Annotated in this window: 10 protein-coding genes; 7 read left to right on the forward strand and 3 right to left on the reverse strand. The window is 68.9% G+C overall.

What is annotated here, in order from left to right:
* The first annotated feature begins 87 nt into the window (after positions 1–87).
* Positions 88–2,286 carry an ATP-binding protein gene (locus ACWFRU_RS08950; protein ID WP_453685439.1) on the forward strand — a complete coding sequence of 733 codons (2,199 nt, stop codon included), beginning with the start codon at positions 88–90 and terminating at the stop codon, positions 2,284–2,286.
* Positions 2,283–3,854, forward strand: coding sequence for an ABC transporter substrate-binding protein (locus tag ACWFRU_RS08955; RefSeq protein ID WP_453685440.1), 1,572 nt, complete (start codon positions 2,283–2,285; stop codon positions 3,852–3,854). Before ACWFRU_RS08950 ends, ACWFRU_RS08955 begins: the two co-directional genes overlap by 4 nt.
* Positions 3,855–3,869: 15 nt before the next feature.
* On the opposite strand, the gene ACWFRU_RS08960 is transcribed toward ACWFRU_RS08955, so the two are convergent.
* Positions 3,870–4,259, reverse strand: coding sequence for a VOC family protein (locus ACWFRU_RS08960; protein WP_453685441.1), 390 nt, complete (start codon positions 4,257–4,259; stop codon positions 3,870–3,872).
* Positions 4,260–4,423: 164 nt separating this feature from the next.
* Positions 4,424–4,768, reverse strand: coding sequence for a hypothetical protein (locus ACWFRU_RS08965; protein ID WP_453685442.1), 345 nt, complete (start codon positions 4,766–4,768; stop codon positions 4,424–4,426).
* Positions 4,769–4,914: 146 nt separating this feature from the next.
* Here ACWFRU_RS08965 and ACWFRU_RS08970 point away from each other — a divergent pair, with 146 nt between their 5' ends.
* Positions 4,915–7,776 (forward strand): BTAD domain-containing putative transcriptional regulator, encoded by a 2,862-nt coding sequence (locus tag ACWFRU_RS08970; protein WP_453685443.1) that lies wholly within the window; start codon positions 4,915–4,917, stop codon positions 7,774–7,776.
* 97 nt (positions 7,777–7,873) lie between these two features.
* Here ACWFRU_RS08970 and ACWFRU_RS08975 read toward each other — a convergent pair whose 3' ends face one another.
* Complete coding sequence (locus ACWFRU_RS08975; protein ID WP_453685444.1) at positions 7,874–11,749, reverse strand: GH92 family glycosyl hydrolase; 3,876 nt, start codon at positions 11,747–11,749, stop codon at positions 7,874–7,876.
* A 523-nt stretch (positions 11,750–12,272) separates the two neighbouring features.
* Here ACWFRU_RS08975 and ngcE point away from each other — a divergent pair.
* The 4 genes from ngcE (at position 12,273) to ACWFRU_RS08995 (ending at position 17,131) form a co-directional block, all read left to right on the forward strand.
* Positions 12,273–13,706, forward strand: a complete 1,434-nt coding sequence (gene ngcE / locus ACWFRU_RS08980; protein WP_453685445.1) for an N-acetylglucosamine/diacetylchitobiose ABC transporter substrate-binding protein — start codon at positions 12,273–12,275, stop codon at positions 13,704–13,706.
* A gap of 184 nt (positions 13,707–13,890) precedes the next feature.
* Positions 13,891–14,805 (forward strand): carbohydrate ABC transporter permease, encoded by a 915-nt coding sequence (locus ACWFRU_RS08985; protein ID WP_453685862.1) that lies wholly within the window; start codon positions 13,891–13,893, stop codon positions 14,803–14,805.
* A 21-nt stretch (positions 14,806–14,826) separates the two neighbouring features.
* Complete coding sequence (locus tag ACWFRU_RS08990) at positions 14,827–15,720, forward strand: carbohydrate ABC transporter permease (RefSeq protein ID WP_453685446.1); 894 nt, start codon at positions 14,827–14,829, stop codon at positions 15,718–15,720.
* 148 nt (positions 15,721–15,868) lie between these two features.
* On the forward strand, positions 15,869–17,131 hold the full coding sequence (locus ACWFRU_RS08995; RefSeq protein WP_453685447.1) for an ABC transporter substrate-binding protein: 1,263 nt from the start codon (positions 15,869–15,871) through the stop codon (positions 17,129–17,131).
* Positions 17,132–17,160: the final 29 nt, after the last annotated feature.

The raw sequence follows: 17,160 nt of genomic DNA on the forward strand, positions 1-17,160 counted from the left end.
AACAGTCAGCGGCTGGTATTCGGGGGAGCGCTGCGCCTCGCCCCGATGGTGGCCGAAGGCTCCCAGGGGGAAGCAGGAAGTCGTCGGATGGGCAAGCCGCAAACGCCACTGCTGTACGGTCGCGATCCACTGGTGGGCTCACTCATCCCGTCACTCACGGGTCTGGCGTACGACGAACGGGCGCGCAGGAAACGGGAGTTCGGGGACGATGTGCCCGTCGTGCTGCTCACCGGGCAGCACGGTCTGGGCCGCAGTGCCGTCCTTGACGGGCTCGCGCGGCGCTACCACAAGCGGCTCCCGCTGGCCCATGTGCGGGCCGTGGTGCCGGGGGCACCCGCCGCCGTGCCCGTCGTCCCCGCGCGCGACGGTGACGTCCCTGCCGCGCCCGCCGCCGACTTCGTGCAGGTCCTCGAACGGATCGTGTGCGCGCTCGCACCCGGGGTCGGCCTGTTCCCCGTCCTGCTGCCCGGCCTCTTCGCGGTCTCCGGCTGGTCCGCGGACGACGCGGACGGACGGGACGCCGTGTGCGCCCGGCACGCCCGGCTCCTGATCGCCTGCGGCCTCATCGCCGGAAGCGAGCGGGACGTGGCGCGGCAGTGGTCGGAGCGGGTCGGGGCCTCCGTCGCCGAGGCGAAGAGCGCGGCCGACGACGGGACGGAGCCGGCCGACGACGACGGTTCGCTGCCGGTCACCGCGGCGATCCTGCGTGAACTCCAGTCCCTGCGCGGGCTCGGCCCGGCCCGGAACTGGTACGGGCGGCGGCACACCACACCGGACGGCGCCACCGGGAAACCCGACGCGCTCCTGGAGATCGGCCGGCGCTTCCACCGGGGCGGCGACTACCGCCGCGCCGTCGAGAAGACCCTCATGGCCGCCTTCCTCGAAGAAGTGGCCGCCGCGTACGGCCTGGTGCGGCACATGAACCGGGAGCCCTGGCCGCTGATCCTCATCGACGAGGCACACGCCCCCGCCGGGCAGCGCTTCTTGCACCTGCTCCTCGAACACCGTGCCGACGCACGGCGGCCTCACCGCGACCGGATCACCGTCGTCGCCACCCGCCTCGGGGACATCCCGCACGAGGAGGCGCCGCAAGCGGTGCGCCGCGCCCTGGCCGACCTGCTGCCCGCCGCGGGCGGTGCGCGGCGCAAACAAGCCGCCGCCATCTGGCGGCGCGAGGGACACGATCCGTCCGCCGGACTGCTCGTCGTGCCGCTGACGCCGCTGAGCCGCGACGACGTCCTGTCGATGCTCGACCGGGCATCCGTGCGGCTGCTCCACCCGCACCTGGCGTCCGCGCTGCACTCGCTGACCGGAGGGCACCCGGCGGCCAGCACCGTGCTGTGCGACGCCGTGGTGCACGCGGCCAGGCAGAACCGCGCGGTGGCCCCCAAGGACCTGCTCGACCTGCCCACCCCGCAGGGGCGCCCCGTCACCCAGGTGCTCCTGGAGGACCTGCTGCCCGACCGGCGCCAGCGTGACCGGCTCCTCGTGCTGTGCCTCGCGCGGGACAACGCGACCGCGGAGGCACTCGCCGAGGACCTGCGTCTCGACGGGCCCGAGCAACTGCCCGCCAACGCGGCGGCCCAGTATCTGGTGGAGCGCCAGTGGCAGCAGTCCGTCCCCGTCGACGCGCCGCTGGTCGAGAGCCGGCTCCTGCAGTCGCTCCTCGTCCACGAGGCGCGCCGTACCTCGCCCCCCTCCGACGACCCGCACAGCTGGTACGAGATCCACCGCTTCCTGCATGTGCACCACGTGCAGCGCTCCGACACCGAGGACTCCGGGGAAGCGGACGCGCTGCGGCACAGCCTGGCCGCCGGGAACGCGGCACAGGTGGTGGACATGCTGGCGGACGAGTTCGGCGCGGAGGAGGCGGAGCAGAGCGTGCAGCACTGGCTGGAATGCCTGCGGCACTGCGCCACCGCCCCGACACCGCCGGCCAGGCGGACCGGGACGGACGCGAACTCGCCTGCCGACACCGGCGGTTGGAGCGACCACCGGGTGGAGATCGCCCTCGGGGAGCACGCCGCCCGCTACACCCACCTCGACGAGGCGGGCCGCAGCATCAACCGGCTCCTGCACGCCCTGTGGTACCTGTCCGAGCCGTACGCCGACGCGGCGATCGACCCGGACGCCGAAACCCTGTGCCAGGCCGTGGGCGACGAACTCGGCTTCCTCTGCCGTCGCCACCCCACCTGGTACGCAGCCCTGGGCAGGGCCGCCCGCGACTGGCCGGTGGCCGCCCGCAAACGGCAGGTCCTGCCCGTCCCCGCCAGTGAGGGGTCATGATGTTCAACCACCCGCCCAAGGAGTGGGGCCCCCTCGAATGGCTCGTGGCCGCGGTGGTGGCCGCCGCCCTCGTCGCCGGCCTGGTCACCTGGACCGGCTCGCGCCCCGGTCCGTGCGGGGACGGCCTCGAGGAGATCGCCGGGGAGTGCATCGGGGTCACCGACCAGGCCTTCGACGCGGACGAGAAGACCGAGAGCCTCATCGAGGCCGTGGCCGACGAGAACGCCCGCGTCGAGCAGGAGTGGGAGAACCCGCCGGGTGGCGGCGCCCGCATTCCCTACGTACGCATCGCCCTGATGATGCCCTTCACCTCGGACGCCTCCAGCGCGATGACCGGCGACATGATCCGGCGCGCGCTCGCGGGCGCCCACGCGGCACAACTGCAGGCGAACAGTGCCAGCGGGCCGCACTATCAGCTGCTCTTCGCCCCCGACGGCAAACACCTCACCGAATGGGAGCCCGTCGTCGACCGTCTCGCCGAGATGACGCGGGACACCGAGGCCCCGCTGGTCGGCGTCACCGGCATCCCGAGCAGCACGACGGAGACCCGCGAGGCGGTCGCCGAGCTCACCGAACGCGGCATCCCCACGGTCGGCCCGGTCATCACTGCCGCCTCCATGAACTTCAGGTACTTCTTCAAGACGTCGCCGAACAACGAGCAGTTCGTCACCGCCCTGTCCCACTACGTCGACCGCTATCCGCAGAAGAAGAAGGGCCTGCTGCTCTGGGACAGCCGCGAGGGCGACGTGTACTCGAAGAACCTGCGCGAGATCTTCGAGCGGCACTTCGGCAAGGACTACGACCTGAAGAACCACAACTCCCACTACATCGGTTCGTCCGGCAAGGACCAGGGGGTCCCGCAGCGCTTCGCCGACGCCGTGGCGAGGATCTGCCGCGACAAGGCGGACACCGTCTTCTTCGCGGGACGCGACCAGGACCTGCCCGCCTTCATCAACCGGCTCGCCAATGAGGGCGGTTGCACCCGCAGCGGCAAGCTGCGCATCCTCAAGGTCGGCATCGGACTCGAACCGACGCTCACCTCCGCCGACATCGAACGCAGTCTGCGCAGGGCCAACGCCACGATCGTCGACGCCTCGGCCTTCGACCCCGCGTGGGCGGACGACCCCGGCGGCGCGCCCTCGGGCTTCTCCCCGTTCCAGGCACGCTTCAACACGATCGACAACGAACACGACTTGGGCCCGAAGGCGTTGGAGGACGGGTACGCGGCCATGTACTACGACGGCTTCGCTCTCCTCGTGTCGGCCGCGGACCGGACGTACAGCGAGATCAGCGAGGACGGCAAGAGGACGTCCGCGCACCGGCTGCCCTCTGTCAAGGACATGTACAGCACGCTCACCCACTCGACCCTCAGTGGCGACACCTGCACCGGCTGTCTCGTCGGGGCGGGCGGCACTTACGGGTTCACCGGCCCCGGCGAGAACAACCAGTGGTCCGTCTGCAAGCCCGTACCGATCATCGAGTTCCCCCCGGTGGCCCGCTCCGACAAGGAGAAGCTGCCGCTGTACCGGACGTACCGGGGGGACAAGGAGAAGAGCTGCCCGTCCTGAACGGCGGGCCCGCGGTCAGGCGGGGAAGCCGCCGTACGGCACGGTGATGAGCTCCATGGCGTGCCGTGACGGGTCCAGGAAGTAGACGCCACGGCCGCCGTCATTGGTGTTGATCTCACCCGGCAGCTTCTGATGCGGATCGGCCCAGTGCTCGATGCCGCGTGCGCTGATCTTCTCGTACGCCGCCCCGAACTCCGCCTCGGAGACGAGGAAGGCGTAGTGCTGCGGGGTGATCCTGTCCGCGGGGACGGTGGCGAAGTCCAGGGTGACGGAGTTGCTCAGCTCCACCGCGATGAACGGACCCCACTCCGAGGTGATCTCAAGGCCCAGCAGGTCCGCGAAGAACTCGGCGGACTCCCGGTTGTCCCGGGCATGGATGATCGTGTGATTCAGCTCTACCGACAAGGAATGCCTCCAGAAGGCATCTCCCGACACCTCCATGCCTCACCCGGCCGGTGACCGACACGCGATGCCGCCGTGGAGCTTAGGCACGGCGACATCACGCTGTCGAGCTATTTCCCGCGCGATCCTGATCTCCCGCGCGATCCTGGTCTCCCGCTACCGGAAGATCACCCTTCCTCCCAGCTGACACTGCCGACGCCCGTGCCACCCAGGCAGCGCGCGCTCGACACGTTGGACTCGCCGGGCTTCAGCGTCTTCCAGTCACCTCGGGCGTCCGGCCATTCCCCGCAGACCACCTTGACGCGGAAGGCCGTCACGACGCTGGTGTTGTTCTTGCAGTGCGCGTGACCCCAGTAGCCGTCGGTGTCCGTGCTGCACGTGAGGGCCATGACGGTCACCGCCGGTTCCCGCGGCGCCGCCGCCGCTCCCGGCATAACGGCGAACACCGGCAGCGTCACCGCCGCCATGGCCGCGAGCTTGAGCGTGAGCCCGGTGAGGCGAGGCTTGTTCATACGTGGAACTCCTTCTGGATCCGCGGCGCGGTGCACGGGAAGCGCACCGCCGGCCGCACACCTGTGATGCTTTCGGGCGGCCCTGTCATGCCGCTCACTTGACGGTCACTCGACACTCACTCCACGCACTGGAATCATGACGCAACGTGACTGGGGTGCGGATCGCGGGGTACGAGTACAGGCTTCTGGGGCCGCTTGAAGTGCTGTTCGACGACAGACCCGTGGCGCTGCGGGCGGCCAAACAGCGGGTCCTTCTGGCCTCGCTCCTGGTGGACGCCAACAAGGCCGTCGCCACCGGCACCCTGATCGACAGACTCTGGGACGAGCCACCGGACGGCGCCCGCAACGCCCTGCAGAACTACGTCCTGCGGCTGCGCCGCACCCTGGACGACCGGTCCGGCGGACCGATCCGCACCTGCGCGGACGGCTATCGCATCGATGTGCCCGACGAGGCCCTGGACCTGCACCGGTTCGATTCCCTGGTCGCACGGGCCAGGGCCGCGGCGGCCGCGCGGGCGCCGGAGCGAGCCTCGGTGCTCCTGGGCGAGGCGCTGACACTGTGGCGCGGAGAGCCGTTCGCGGACGTTCCGTCGGAGCGACTGCGCCGCGAGATCGCACCCGCCCTGAACGAACGCCGCCTCGGCGCCGTCGAGTTGCGTACCGACGCCGATCTCCGGCTCGGGCGGCACGCGGACGCGCTGCCGCGGCTGCGTGAACTCACCGCCGCCCACCCGCTGCAGGAGCGCTTCTGGGCCCAGCGCATGCTGGCCCTCTACCGCTCGGGCCGGCAGGGCGAAGCCCTGGAGTGCTACCGCACCGTCAGCGCGCTGCTGCTCGACGAACTGGGCGTCGACCCGGGCGCCGAGCTGTGGCAACTGCATCAGCGGGTGCTCGCCGCGGATCCGTCGCTGACCGCGCCCGTGTCGTCGGACGCCCCGCGGGCCAAGGGGAACCTCCCGGCCGAGACGACGACGTTCATCGGCCGGGAGAGCATGCTCCGCACCACGCGGAAGCTCCTGGAGAGCGCCCGGCTCGTCACGCTCACCGGTCCTGGCGGAGTCGGCAAGACGCGCCTCGCGCTGCGCGCGGCGGCCGAGGCCTCCTGGGCCTTCCCGCACGGCGCGTGGCTCGCCGACCTCGCGCCGCTGACCGAGCCTCAGCTCCTGGACCGTGCGGTCGCCGAGGCGCTCGGCATCCCCGACCAGTCCTCACGCCACGGCACGCAGGTGCTCGTCGAGCACCTGCGGGAGCGGCGCCTCCTGCTGGTCCTCGACAACTGCGAGCACGTCGCCGAGGCGGCGGGGCACCTCGTCGGTACGCTGCTGCGCTCGGCGCCGGGCCTGCGCGTCCTCGCCACGAGCCGCCAGGCACTGCGGGTCCCGGGGGAGTATCTGCTGCCCGTACCGCCGCTGGCCGTCCCGCAGGACCGGGGCGCACCACCGGCGCTGACGCGCTGTGAGGCGGTGCGGCTCCTCGCCGACCGCGCCGAGGCCTGCGCCCCGCACTTCCGGATCACCGCACGCAACCAGGAGGCGGTCGGCCGCCTCTGCCGACGTCTGGACGGTATTCCGCTGGCGATCGAGCTCGCGGCGGTGCGCCTCGGCACCCTCTCGGCCGAGGAGATCCTGGAGCGCCTCGACGACCGCTTCCGGCTCCTCTCCGACTCCGGCACGCGCACGGGCCCCCGGTATCAGCGCACGCTGCGCGGCGTCGTCGACTGGAGCCACGACCTGTGCGACGCACGGGAACGGAGCTTGTGGGCAGGGGTGTCGGTGTTCGCGGGCGGCTTCGACCTCGCGGCGGCCGAGGCGGTGTGCCCGGGCGAGGACACCGCCCGCGAGGACATCGTGGACGTCCTTGCCGCCCTGGCGCACAAGTCGCTGCTCACCGTCGACACCACCGGCCCCCGGGCGAGATACCGCATGCTGGAGACCCTGCGCCAGTACGGGCAGGACAGGCTCCGTGAGCTCGGCGGGGACATCGTGCTGCGCCGCCGCCACGGCGCGTACTACGCGGACATGACCGCGCGGGCGGCGGCGAGGTGGTGCGGGCCCGACGAGGTCGCATGGCTGTCCCGGTTGCGCCTGGAGTCGCCCAACCTCCGGGCGGCGCTGGACTTCTGCGTCACGGGAAAGGGCGACGCGTCGGCGGGCCTCGCCATCGCCGCCAGCCTCACCCGCACCCGGTACTGGTTCTTCAGCAGCTCGCTCGGAGAGGGCAGGCACTGGCTGACCCGCGCCCTCGACCTCGCCCCGCAGGCCCCCGCCCCGCTGCGGATCGGCTGCCTGACGCTCGCCGCCTGGATCGCGCTGTGCCAGGGGGACCGGTCGGCCGCCGAGCGTTTCCTGGCCGATGCCGCGCGGCTCGGCGCGGACAGCACCGACGACGCGGCACTGGGTGTGCTCGCCTACATGGAAGGCGTCTTCGCCTTCCTCATCCACGGGGACGTACGGGCCATCCCGCTCCTGGCGCGGGCCAGGGAGGGGTTCCGGTCCTGCGGCCAGGTGGGCGACGCGCATATGGCCACGATGCTCTGGGCCATGGCGACGGCCTTCTTCGGCGAGCGGGAGCCCGCCCTGGCCGCCGGGCGGGAGTACGTGAAGGAGGCCGAGGCCCACGGCGCGGGCTGGGCGCACTCCTGGTCCCTGTGGGGCATGGGGCTCGCGGAGCTACGGCACGGCGACCCGCACCGGGCGGCGGAACTGTTCCGTGACTCCCTGCGCAGGCAGCGGGCCATCGGCGACCGCTGGGGGACGGTGTGGGGCGTGGAGGCACTGGCCTGGGCCGTGGCCGCCACCGGGGACCACGCCCGCGCCGCCCGGCTGTTGGGGGTGGCGGCCCGCCTCCTGCGCACGACGGGCGTCGCCCTGACGGGCCTGCGCCCGCTGCACGAGGCCCACACCGAGGTCGAACGCCTCGTGCGCGCAACCCTGGGGGAGCGGGCCTACGCGGCGGCGTTCGCGGAGGGGGAGGGGACGCGGGACCCGATGCGGTGTGTGGACGTATGACCTTCCGTCGCCGTGAGGTCTGAACGCGAGAAGGGGCGGGAGTGGCCTCGCCACTCCCGCCCCTGTGCTGCTTGACCGGTCGACCCGCCGGAGCGGATCAGCTCAGGAGCTCGACCTCCGCGAGTGTCGCGGAGCCGTCCGGCACGAGCCGGTAGTGCGCGTACGTTCCCGGATCGTCGACCGTGAAGACGCGGGTCTGCTTGTCCCAGGCGAAGGACTCGCCGGAGCGCTTGTCCAGGTCCTTCCACTTCTCGCCGTCGGTGGAGCCCTGGAGGACCCAGCCGTCCGGCGCCTTGGCCTTGTCGGTCGACGACGTGAGTGTGTACTGCACGGCCTTCGTCTCCTTGGCGACCGGAAGGTCGACGGCCGCGTCGGACGTCGCGTCCGTGGCCGAAGAGTTGTCGAAGAGCGCGCCGTCACCCTTGATGGCGTCACCGCGCGGCGAGGGCACCTTGTCGTCCTGGGTGACCGACGTCGGCTGGGCGTTCTTGCCCGTGCCCCACGAGGAGGGCCTGGGGCCCATGTCGAACTCCAGGACGCCGCCGCGTGCGATCTCCTTGTGGGGAAGGGCGGTCGAGTTCCACTTCTTGCCGTTGACCTTCAGGCCCTGGACGTACACGTTCTTCGCGCTGTTCTTCGGCGCCTTGACGACCAGGTCGCGGCCGTTGTCCAGGTGCACGGTCATCTTGGTGAACTGCGGCGAGCCGATCGCGTACTCGCCGCTGCCCATGACCAGCGGATAGAAGCCGAGCGAGGAGAAGAGGTACCAGGCCGACTGCTCGCCGTTGTCCTCGTCGCCGTGGTAGCCCTGCCCGATCTCGCTGCCCGTGTAGAGGCGGGAGAGGACCTCGCGGACCTTCTCCTGCGTCTTGGACGGCTCACCGGCCGCGTCGTACATGTAGGCGGCGTGGTGGGCGACCTGGTTGGAGTGCCCGTACATGCCCATGCGTACGTCGCGTGCCTCGGTCATCTCGTGGATGACGCCCCCGTAGGAGCCCGCGAACTCGGCGGAGCCGGTCTCCGGAGTGGCGAAGTACGTGTCGAGCTTGTCGCCGAGACCCTTGCGGCCGCCGTACAGGTTCGCCAGGCCGCGCGAGTCCTGCGGGGCGGTGAAGGCGTAGCCCCAGGCGTTCGTCTCGGTGTAGTCGTGACCCCACACGCGCGGGTCGAACTTGTCGGACGGGACGCGCCAGTCGCCCTTCTTGTCCTTGCCCTGGAAGAAGCCCGGCGCGGTGCCGCCTCCCGCCGCCTTGTCGTCGAAGAGGTGCACGTAGTCGCGGGCGCGGTTGAGGAAGTACTCGGACTCCTCCTTGTAGCGCTTCTCGCCCGTCTTCTTGTAGAGGGCCTCGCCCATGCGCGCGATGCCGTAGTCGTTGACGTAGCCCTCGAGCGCCCAGGAAAGGCCCTCGTGGGTCTCGGTGGAGGTGTAGCCGAGGAAGGGGGAGGTCTCCATGCCCTTGCGGCCGACGCCCTTGCTCGGCGGCACGACCGTCGCGTTCTTCAGGGCCGCGTCGTACGCGTCCTTCGCGTCGAAGTCCACGCCCTTGACGTACGCGTCGGCGAACGCCACGTCCGAGGAGGTGCCCGTCATCAGGTCCGCGTAGCCGGGCGACGACCAACGGGACGTCCAGCCGCCGTCCTTGTACTGCTGCACGAAGCCGTCGACGAGTTCACCCGCCTTCTTCGGCGTGAGGAGCGAGTAGGCGGGCCAGGTCGTGCGATAGGTGTCCCAGAAGCCGTTGTTGACGTACGGCTTCCCGTCGACGATCTTCGCGCCGGTGTGCGTCGGGGTGTCGGGACCCGTCTGCGGCGAGAAGGGCGACGCGTACTGGTACTTCGACTTGCCGTCCGCCGAAGTGACCTTTTCGAAGCCGGAGTTGGGGTAGAGGTACAGCCGGTACAGGCTGGAGTAGAGCGAGGTCCGCTGGCCCTCGCTCGCGCCCTGGACCTCCACCTTGCCGAGGATGTCGTCCCAGCTCTTCTGCGCGCGGTTCTTCACGCGCTCGAAGGACGTGCCGGAGGGAATCTCGCTGTTCAGGTTCGCCTTGGCCTGGTCGAGGCTTATGAGCGAGGTTGCCAGGCGCAGGTTGACCGTGCGGTCCTTGCCGGGCTTGAAGCGGAGGTAGCCGGTGACGTCGCCGCCACCGCCGCCCTCGAGCTTGCCGCCGGCCGTCACGGGCGAGTCGAAGGTGCCGTACACGAAGAGACGCGTCGCGCCGGTGGAGAGCCCGGACTTGACGTCCGAGAAGCCGCTGACGACTCCGCTCTCCTTGTCGAGGGTGAGACCGCCCTTCTCCGAGACGTTGTCGAAGATGACGCTTGCGTCGTCACCCGGATAGGTGAACCGCATCATCGCCGCGTGATCGGTCGGGGCCATCTCGGCCTTCAGACCGTTCTCGAAGGTCACGCCGTAGTAGTGCGGGCGTGCCGTCTCCTTCTCGTGCTTGAAGGGCAGCGCGCGCTTGGTCCGGGACGCGGACGGGGTGTCCTTGTCGACCGAGGGCATCATCTGGAACGTCTGCCGGTCACCCATCCACGGGCTCGGCTCGTGGCTCGCGCTGAACGCCTGGATCGTCGGGAGGTTGTCCGCGTTGTTGCCGCGCGAGTAGTCGTAGAGCCAGCTCAGGGAGCCCGCGTTGGTCACGGGCGTCCAGAAGTTGAAGCCGTGCGGGACGGCGGTCGCGGGGAAGGTGTTGCCGCGCGAGAAGGCGCCGCTGGAGTTCGTGCCGCGGGTGGTGTCCGCGTAGTCCGAGGGGTGGGCCTTCGGCTTCGGCGGGGCCTTCTCCTTCAGGGAGACGTCGTCCACCCAGCCGCGGAACTTCGCCGGGCCCTTGGGGGAGTCGTACGCCACGAGCACCCGGTCGACGGTCTTGCCGCGCGCGACCTGCCCGATCCGCGACGCCACGTTGTTCCACTGGTTGACGTAAAGGCCCTTCGCGGCACCCTGGCCCTGCGGGGAGAGCGCGAAGCCGTTCTGGTCCACGGCCTTGAGGTCACTCAGATAGGTGCCGTCGGTGAAGGCCAGGTCCACGGACACGTTCGTGGCGTCGTAGTCGAGGTCGCCCTCCGCCATGGACGGGAAGATCCGGTACGAGAGTTCGGTGTCCCGGCGCACCGAGACGTTCACGTCGAAGACCTTGTTGTACGAGTAGCCGCGGCCGTCCACCTTGTGGGTGCCCGCGTAGCGCAGCGCGCGCTTGCCGGTGTACCCGGCGCCCGACTTCGCGGTCGGGGAGCCGCTGGGGCCGCGGTCCACGAGGGAGAGCATGTCCTCGGGGACGGGCGCCTCAGTGCCGCCGACGGAGAGCTGGACGTCGGAGAGCTGGAGGGCGTCGGACGCGCCGTTGTTGGCGGTGACCTCCAGGCGGTAGTGGGCGTACGCCGTGCCGTTCTCGAAGTCGTACTTCTTGGTCTGGTGACGCTTGTCGAACGTCTCACCCTTGCGGGTGTCGAGGACCTTCCAGTCCTTGCCGTCCGTGGAGCCCTGCAGGGTCCAGTCCTTGGGGTCGCGCTCGTCGTGGTCGTTGGCCGACGTCAGTGCGTACGTCACGGCCTTGGCGGGCTCGTCGAGGTCGAACTCCACCCAGCCGGTGGCCGCGAAGGTGAGCCACTTGCTGGTGGGTTCACCGTCGACCAGGTTCTCCTTGACCTCGCCGCTGCCGGAGTTCTCGCCGCTGGCGCGGACCTCCGTGACGTGGTCGTTCACACTTCCGGGTATGCCCGCACTGAACGCGCCGTTGACGCCGGCGGTCCGCTTCTTGCCGTCGGCGCCGGTGTCCACGGTGTTCAGCCAGTCGGGCTGGGCGTCGTCCTCCTCGAACGAGGACACGAACTCCCGCGCGACTTTGGGCGGTGCGTCCGGTTTGGCCACCGCCGCGCCCTGCGAGGTCGCGACGAGCGTGAACGCGGCCGCTCCGAGGACCGCGGCCGAACGATGGTGTCTGAAGCGAGGCCTGCGTGATCTGCGCGGCATCCCCGAACCCCTTCTTGCGAGTTGGACAACGTTGTCAAGTCGCTGCTCAGGGTCCAGTAGGGCGGCAAGTGGTGGGTGGTGTCAAGGCTGTTGGAAGCGTCGGGGGAGCCGGCAGGGGTGAGGAGACTCGGGGGAAAGTCCAAGGGGACCGGGGAGAAAGTCCAATGAGGTGCGAGTGAGTGCCGTGGAAGATCAATGCCGGGGAGCGGCGGCGGGTCCCGGACGCCGCCGTTCGCGTCGGCTGAATTTGCTCACGCCGTGAACGAACCAGGCCGTGTCTCCGCGAGGTCTCAACTCGGGAAAGACTGCTGGCCCAAGCTGCGTTCGATCTTGCTCTGCTGCCGAGAAGTGGACTATACCTATCGGCACCCTGAGTGGCGGGTGCGAGCCCTTGCCATGTAGTTGTCGCACGCAACGCACCACGAAAGCTTCAACTGACCCGCGGTGTCGGGCCCTTCGCCACTGGCGAGCTGTCGGGAGCCCCGTACGCCGCCTGAGTCCTGGAGAAGGCGAGGACTTGAGCATGGGATCCACCAGCATCAACCGTCGTGACGTGATGAAGAGGGCGGCGGCCACCAGCCTTCTCGCAGTGCCGGCCGTGGGCGCCCTGAGCTCCTGCGCGAGCGGTGGCGGGGACGAGAACAAGGCGGAGAAGGGCGACAAGTCCAAGAAGAACCCGCTCGGTGTGAAGGAAGACGCCGCGCTCGCCGTGGTCGTCTTCAACGGCGGTTACGGCGACAAGTACGCCCAGTTCGTGACCGACATGTACAAGAAGCGGTACCCGGACTCGGACGCCGGCCAGAAGTCGACGACGAAGATCGCCACCCAGGTGCAGCCGAAGATCGTCCGCGGCAACCCGACGGCCGACGTCATCAACAACTCCGGCGCCGACCAGATGAACCCCGGCAAGCTGGTCTCCAACAAGCAGGTGGCGGACCTCACCGAGCTGCTCGACGCGCCGTCGTGGGACGACCCGAACGTCAAGGTGCGCGACATCCTCGAACCGGCGGTCGAGGCGAGCGGCAACTTCGGTGGCCCTGGCACCTTCCAGGCCGGTATCTCGCTGACGGTCTACGGCACCTTCTACTCCAAGAAGCTCCTCGAGGAGGGCCTGGACTCCGAGTACCCCAAGACCTGGGACGAGATGCTGGCCGTCTGCAAGAAGGCCAAGGCCAAGGGCATCCACGGCTGGAGCTACCCCGGCGGCCACCCGCGGTACATGTTCTTCAGCATCTACACGATGTTCGCGCAGCGCGGCGGGCGCGAGATCACCACGGCCATGGACTACCTCGAGCCGGGCGCCTGGAAGAACGACGCGGTCAAGGACGTCTTCGAGGCATGGGAGGAACTGGTCGCCAAGAAGTACGTCCTGACCGGCTTCGACGGCACCGAGGCGCACACGGAGATGCAGACCGCCTGGACCAAGGAGGGCAAGTGCGTCTTCGTGCCCAACGGCTCCTGGGTGGAGAACGAGGCCAAGGACACCACGCCGAAGGACTTCGGGATGTCGTTCGGCCCGAGCCCGTCACTGGACTCGGGCGACAAGATGCCGTTCGGCACGATCAACGCGCCGGCCGGTGAGTTCTACGTCGTTCCCGAGAAGGCGCAGAACCGGCAGGGCGGCCTGGAGTGGCTGCGGGCGATGTACAGCAAGCAGGCCGCCCTGAACAACTTCAAGGAGCTCTCCGCTCTGCCGGTGGTCAAGGGGGCCATCGACGGCCAGGAAATGCCGCACGGTGTGGCGAGCGTGCAGGCGGCGATCAAGGCCGCCGGCAAGAACGTCGTCATCGCGAAGCACATGGACTGGTACAACGAGCTGTTCCGCGAGGACTTCAACAACATGATCGCCAAGTTCATGCTGGGCCAGATCGGCACCAAGCAGGCCATGGACATCATGGAGAAGGCCGCGGCCCGGATCCTCAAGGACCCTGACGTCGTCAAGGTCAAGAAGTCCTGATCAGCGGCGGATCGACCGAGAACACGGGCACGTGAGCGAGGCGGGGCGGAGTGGCGTGAAGACTGACACCCGGGTGGACGATTCCCCACCTTCGAAGAAGGCACCGGACCGGACGCCCAAGGCGCCGAACGGGCTGTTGTTCCTCCTGGCGGTGCTCCTGCCGCCCCGCTTCACCCCGCAGAGCGTGCGCTACGACCGGCGCTACCGGACGCTCGACAAGTACCGCTTCATCGTGGGCTTCCTGTCGCTGCCGCTCGCGTTCTACGCCCTGTTCGTCATCTCGCCCTTCGTCCAGGCGATCTATTACTCGTTCACCGACTGGTCCGGCGGGCCGGTGGCGAACTTCATCGGCTTCGACAACTTCACGAAGATGTGGAACGACGAGCGCTTCTGGGAGTCCCTGGAGGTGAGCATCACGCTGGCGATCGTCGCCCCGCTGCTCACGCTCGTGCTCGGCATGTTCTTCGCGTACATGATCACGTCGGGTGGCCGGCACCGTAAGGGCCAGGCCATCGCGGGTGTCGCGGGCTCGTCGTTCTACAAGATCGTCTACTTCTTCCCGCAGGTCCTGTCCGTCGCGATCATCGCCGTCGTCTGGGGCCGCGTCTTCAACACCAACAGCGGCCTGATCAACGGCGGTCTCGACAAGGTGGGCATCGACGGCCCCGCCTGGCTGGGCGGTGACCGCTCGCTCGCCCTCATCGCCGTGATGATCGTGCTCTCCTGGAGCTTCGTCGGCTTCTACGTGGTGCTGTTCTCCGCCGCGATGGGCGCGATCCCCAGGGACATCTACGAGGCGGCGCTGCTCGACGGAGCGGGCCGGGGGCGGACCTTCTTCAGCGTGACGCTCCCGCTGATCTGGGACACCGTACGGACCGGCTGGATCTACATGGGCATCCAGGCGCTCGACTCGTTCGCGATCGTCCTGGTCATGGTGCCCGAGCACGTCCTGAAGGTGACCCCGGTCTTCCTCTACGAACGGTTCCGGGACGGCCAGTACGGCTATGCCACCTCCATCGGCGTCGTCCTCCTCGTCCTCAGCATGGCGTTCTCGCTGATCGTCATGAGGATCGGGAATCGCGACCGGATCGAATACTGAGACCGCGGGAGCCACTGCATCATGACCACGACCACCGCGCCCCGCACCGACGCCGCCGACGTACCGCGCCAAGAGGGCGACTCGGCCGGCGGAGCGACCCTCAACGTCTTCTCGCACGCCTTCCTCGTCCTGTGGGTGGTGCTCGCGGCGGGCCCCCTCGTCTGGGTCGCCCTCACCGCGTTCCGCCCCTCGGTCGAGATCCTCAGCGACCCGATGGGCTGGCCGACGTCCTTCCACTGGGAGAACTTCACCAACGCGTGGACGACGGCCAGCATCGGGCAGTACGCCCTCAACTCGCTGATCATCCTGGCGGGTTCACTGACGGGCACGATGCTGCTCGGCTCGATGGCGGCCTATGTCATCGCCCGCTTCACCTTCCCGGGCAACCGGCTGATCTTCATGCTCTTCGCGGGCGGGATGATGTTCCCGGTCATCCTCGCCCTCGTCCCGCTCTTCGCGGTCATGGAGAACTTCGGGCTCCTGGACACCCGTCCCGGCCTGATGATCGCGTACATCGCGTACTCGCTGCCCTTCACCACCTTCTTCCTCACCTCCTTCTTCCGTACGCTGCCGACCGGCGTCCAGGAGGCGGCGATGGTCGACGGGGCCTCGCACACCCGCACGTTCTTCCAGATCATGCTGCCGATGGCCAAGCCGGGCCTGGTGAGCATCGGCATCTTCAACTTCCTCGGCCAGTGGAACCAGTACCTGCTTCCGCTGCTGCTCAACAACGAGGAGGAGGGCAGGTACGTGCTGCCGCAGGGGCTCGCCTCGCTGGCGGTCTCGCAGGGTTACCGGGGCGACTGGGGAGCGCTCTTCGCGGGCCTGACGATCGCCATGCTGCCGGTGCTCGTCGTGTACGCGGTCTTCCAGCGTCAGGTGCAGGCCGGGCTCACCGCGGGTGCTCTCAAGTGACCCTGATCGCCGGTGATTTCAGCTTGGCCACGAAAGTGGTCTAGGCCTGTTGTGCCAATTCCGGCCGTGAGTAATGTCGGCCCCACGGCGCCGCGGGGGGACCTTTGCCCGCGTTCAAGTCGACACCGATGTCGAAGGGTTGAACAGCATGAGGAATCGATTGATCGCCACCGGTGCGGCAACGCTCGCGATGGCCATGGGACTTACCGCGTGCGGCGGTGACAGCGACAGCGGCGACGGCAAGACCATCAAGCTCGTCGCCGCCGACTACGGCGACAAGGCCTCCAACGCCTCCAAGAAGTACTGGGACGGCGTGAAGAAGGACTTCGAGGCGGAGAACAAGGGCTACAAGGTCGACGTCCAGGTCATCAACTGGAACGAGATCGACAAGCAGGTCAAGAACATGATCCAGGCGGGCGACCAGCCCGACCTGCTGCAGACCGGCGGCTACGCCGACAAGGTCGCGGACGACCTGCTCTACAAGGCCGACGAGGTCCTCTCGCCCAAGACGCAGGAGAACCTCATACCCACCTTCGCCAAGGCCGGCGAGGTCAAGGGCACGCAGTACGGCATCCCGTGGGTCTCCTCCAGCCGCGTCATGTTCTACAACAAGGCCGTCCTGAAGAAGGCGGGCGTCAAGACGCCGCCCAAGACCTGGGACGAGGTCGCCGCGGCCGCCAAGAAGATCAAGTCCTCCAAGGCCGCCGACACCCCGTACGCCCTGCCGCTCGGCCCCGAGGAGACCCAGGGCGAGACGATGATGTGGGAGCTCGGCAACGGCGGCGGCTACACCGACGCGAGCGGCAAGTACACGCTCGACAGCGCGCAGAACGTCGAGACCTTCGAATGGCTGCAGAAGAACCTCGTCAAGCCCGGCCTCACGTACTCCAACCCCGCCTCCACCGACCGCAAGACGGCCTTCGCCGACTTCGCGGCCGGCAAGGTCGGCATGCTCAACGGCCACCCGAGCCTGATCCAGATGGCCAAGGCGGGCAAGGTCGACTACGGCGTCGCGCCGATCCCCGGCAAGGACGGCCCGCTGGAGTCCACCCTCGGCGTGGCCGACTGGATGATGGCGTTCAAGGACGGCGGCGCCGAGAAGGAAGGCGTCAAGAAGTTCCTGGACTTCACGTACTCCAAGAAGATGCTGGAGTTCGACGAGATGTACAACCTGATGCCCGTCACCCAGGACGCGCTCAAGGAGATGCAGACCAACGGCAAGCACAAGGACCTGGAGCCGTTCTTCGAGGTCCTGCCGAACGCCAAGTTCTACCCCCTCGGCGACACCGCGTGGGACGTCATCTCTGCCGAGATGAAGAAGACCGGCGGCAAGGCCGCGAGCGATGACCCCAAGGCGGTCCTCGGTGACCTGCAGAAGAAGGCGGAAGCGGCGGCGGCCGAGGCCAAGTAGCAGGCAGCCAGCTCCCGTTCGCTCCGTAC

The sequence above is a fragment of the Streptomyces sp. NPDC055099 genome (assembly GCF_053607685.1).

Bases quoted from the DNA above. Each gene is read 5' to 3' on its own strand.
- ACWFRU_RS08950 (WP_453685439.1), top strand. From the start codon at position 88: ATGGGCAAGCCGCAAACGCCACTGCTGTACGGTCGCGATCCACTGGTG.
- ACWFRU_RS08955 (WP_453685440.1), top strand. From the start codon at position 2,283: ATGATGTTCAACCACCCGCCCAAGGAGTGGGGCCCCCTCGAATGGCTC.
- ACWFRU_RS08965 (WP_453685442.1), bottom strand. From the start codon at position 4,768: ATGAACAAGCCTCGCCTCACCGGGCTCACGCTCAAGCTCGCGGCCATG.
- ACWFRU_RS08975 (WP_453685444.1), bottom strand. From the start codon at position 11,749: ATGCCGCGCAGATCACGCAGGCCTCGCTTCAGACACCATCGTTCGGCC.
- ngcE (WP_453685445.1), top strand. From the start codon at position 12,273: ATGGGATCCACCAGCATCAACCGTCGTGACGTGATGAAGAGGGCGGCG.
- ACWFRU_RS08990 (WP_453685446.1), top strand. From the start codon at position 14,827: ATGACCACGACCACCGCGCCCCGCACCGACGCCGCCGACGTACCGCGC.
- ACWFRU_RS08995 (WP_453685447.1), top strand. From the start codon at position 15,869: ATGAGGAATCGATTGATCGCCACCGGTGCGGCAACGCTCGCGATGGCC.